This window comes from Vibrio sp. 10N.261.52.A1 (genome assembly GCF_002876325.1).
GTDB classification, from domain to species: domain Bacteria; phylum Pseudomonadota; class Gammaproteobacteria; order Enterobacterales; family Vibrionaceae; genus Vibrio; species Vibrio chagasii.
The window spans coordinates 1-3,051 of the sequence record NZ_MCYD01000710.1 but is presented as its reverse complement, the minus strand read 5'-3'; the positions used below and the strand labels follow the sequence as shown (position 1 = coordinate 3,051).

The following is a 3,051-nucleotide window of genomic DNA, read 5'->3' as shown; positions in this document are numbered from 1 at the left end:
GTTACTGGCTTAGGGGCTGTGTTTAGTTCTAACGCTATTAAGTTCAAATTATTAAAAATTATAATTTCTAACCTCTATCGCTTTATATCCTCCTCAAGCTCTCGCTTTGTTTTTGAGAATAACGAAGACTTTAAGTTATTTGGTGAGCTAGGTATTTTAAAATATCATAATGGTCGTGTGATCAAGGGAGCTGGAATTGATTTGGCTCGTTTTTCCCCTTCACTAGCTCCCTTAAATAAAAACGTTTTGTTTGGTGCAAGGCTTTTAAAAGAAAAGGGATTGGAATGTCTAGTTCGAGCAAAGCGTGAGCTAGAAAAGCAAGGGTTGAGTTTCACGCTCAATATTGCAGGGATTATTGATAACGATGTTTCTTCTGCTATCCCTCTTAGTCAAGTGAAGGGTTGGGCAAGTTCACGTGATATCAATTGGTTAGGTAACGTGCAAGATATGCCTAAACTTATAAAAGAAAACGATATAGTGTGCTTACCTACAACTTATGGTGAAGGTGTCCCTCGTATTTTGATCGAGGCAGCTTCTTGCCAAAGAGCGATAATCACGACAGATGTTGTTGGCTGTCGTGAAATTGTATCACATAACGTTAATGGTTTATTGGCGAGGCCAGGTGATGTTGTATCACTGGCTAGCTGTTTACGCACCTTACTGGAGAGTGATGAAAAAACGCTTGAATTTGGCGTTCAAGGGCGTAAAAAAGTTGAAGAAGAGTTTTCTCAAGAAATGGTTTTTGAAAAAACTCTCAATGTTTATGAAGAGATTAGTATTAGTGCTGTTCGTTAGAATTAGGTTTATAACCAGTTGGTGCATTTAATAGAATTGTCATAATGCATTCTTCATCAAAGTTATGGCAACACCCGTCGAGTCGTTCCAAAAGAGGTTGCATCTCAATCCAATTTAGCATCTGCTCTTTGGCCGTCATGATTTTTTGATGGCCGCTTCCCTCCACATTATCTCCAATCAAAAGCTCTTCATAAAGCTTTTCTCCTGGGCGCAATCCGGTGAACTTTATAGATATATCGCCTTCTTGAGAATCCCCGTCGACATGCTCTTGCATACCCATCAAATGAATCATCCGTTTTGCAAGGTCTAGAATCTTGACGGGTTCACCCATATCAAGAACAAATACTTGTCCATTGTGCCCCATGGCACCAGCTTGGATAACAAGCTGAGCTGCCTCAGGAATAAGCATAAAATAGCGAATGATATCTGGGTGAGTTACGGTTACAGGGCCGCCACATTTTATTTGCTTTTTAAACAGTGGAACAACAGACCCAGAAGAGCCCAAAACGTTACCAAAGCGTACCATGGTGAAAGTGGTAGTATTTTGTTTATCGGCCAATGCTTGAAGAACCAGTTCAGCCATACGCTTGGTCGCGCCCATAACGTTAGTCGGTCTTACTGCTTTATCTGTTGAAATGAGAGTAAAGTTCTTCACACCTGTTTGTATCGCAGCTTCAGCGCACGCGAGCGTGCCAAAAACGTTGTTGCGAACACCTTCAACAATATTATCTTCAACCAAGGGGACGTGTTTATAAGCTGCTGCATGATAAACGGTTTCGACCTCATGTGCTGCCATCAGTTTCTCTAATCGGTTTTGTCTTTGAACAGAACCAAGAGCAGCGACGATTCGAGTTTCGCTTTTTAAGTTTATCTTTGTTGAATTGAGCTCCTGGTCGATTTTGTAAAGGTTGTATTCATTGAGCTCAAATAGAACGAGTGTTTTGGGTTTTTGTGACATGATTTGTCGACATAACTCAGAGCCGATGGAGCCACCGGCGCCAGTAACCATAACATTCTTATTGTAAATGTTTTGCGCTAGAAGCGCCTTGTCTGGGTCAACCGCGGCTCTACCAAGTAGATCTGCAACATCAAGATCTTTCACTTCAGTTGCTGTTGCTTTACCCGCTGCAATATCCTCCACTGATGGTACTGATTGTACTGCGATCGGCCAGTGTGATAATTTCTCCACTAGCCTTAGACGTTCGCCTTTATTGATCCCATTAATGGCTAAAAGTAGCTTTACGGGTTGATAAAGCGATTGGAGGTGTTCAAATTCACTTGGGTGATGGACCTTAAGCCCAAACAATATTTGCCCCGATTTTGTTGGATCGTCATCAAGTAGTACTACTGGATTGTATTCGTCGCCCTGAATCAGGGCATACGTTAGATCGCGACCAGTTGCCCCCGCGCCATAAATAAATACATTAGGTTTCTGACGTTTAAACCAGTGATAATAAATTGAACGGATGAGGATTCTGGGACCACCTAAAGTCAGCGTCGCCAAACCCGCATAGATAAATGGGACACTTCTAGGGATGAACGAGTGGAAAAAAAAGCCACTCATGATTAAAGCTAAGGTGGAAATTATGACGCCAAAGAAGATGTTACCAACTGCGGGCAGCATCATATAACGTAAAACTGCTCGGTACATTCCCAACTTTACAAAGCTGTAAATAGTGATCGATACAGTAACAAATAGTGTTATTAGTTCTTCGACTTCTACTTCAAAAAATGCGTTCCCAAGTCGTAAGGCAATCGCCAAATAGAGTGAAACAACGATAGCAAAAATATCATAGCCAATACTTATGACACGCTTATGCTTGCGTTTAGCATTTAGCAAAATATGTATTGGTCTGATCATGATGTTCCTTAGCGTGCCACTGAGCGTCTTGGGTTTAATAGTTGTAGTTTTATGTTGTATTTTAATGTTCTTAAGTGCGGTAAGCTAGATGTAATTGGTTGTTATGTGTTGCCTAATCGATTTACTGTTGATTTTGTTTATTATTTGTTCGTTTGTTGAGCGGTTTGTTTTATGAAACTTTTGGTTACAGGTAGTACGGGGTTTGTTGGTGCTCGAGTGGTTGAGTTAGCAGAAGCGCGTGATTGGGAAGTAGTTTCTGTACTTCGTAAGAGTTCCAGAACACAACCTAACTGCTTTTTGGTTTCGTCTATCGGTGCTGAAACTGACTGGTCTGGTGCATTTGAAGGTGTAGATTGTGTTGTTCATTGTGCTGCTCGCGTGCATCAAATGAATGA

At 41.2% G+C, this 3,051-nt stretch carries 3 protein-coding genes; 2 read left to right on the top strand and 1 reads right to left on the bottom strand.

Annotated features, from left to right (window positions below; translation table 11 throughout):
* On the top strand, positions 1-795 hold a 795-nt coding region (locus BCT81_RS14170; RefSeq protein WP_102424834.1), incomplete at its 5' end, for a glycosyltransferase.
* Here BCT81_RS14170 and BCT81_RS14165 read toward each other — a convergent pair.
* Positions 779-2,656, bottom strand: coding sequence for a nucleoside-diphosphate sugar epimerase/dehydratase (locus BCT81_RS14165; RefSeq protein ID WP_102424833.1), 1,878 nt, complete (start codon positions 2,654-2,656; stop codon positions 779-781). The genes BCT81_RS14170 and BCT81_RS14165 overlap by 17 nt on opposite strands.
* A 171-nt stretch (positions 2,657-2,827) precedes the next feature.
* Between BCT81_RS14165 and BCT81_RS14160 the strand changes: the two genes are divergently transcribed.
* On the top strand, positions 2,828-3,051 hold a 224-nt coding region (locus BCT81_RS14160; RefSeq protein ID WP_133152629.1), incomplete at its 3' end, for an NAD-dependent epimerase/dehydratase family protein.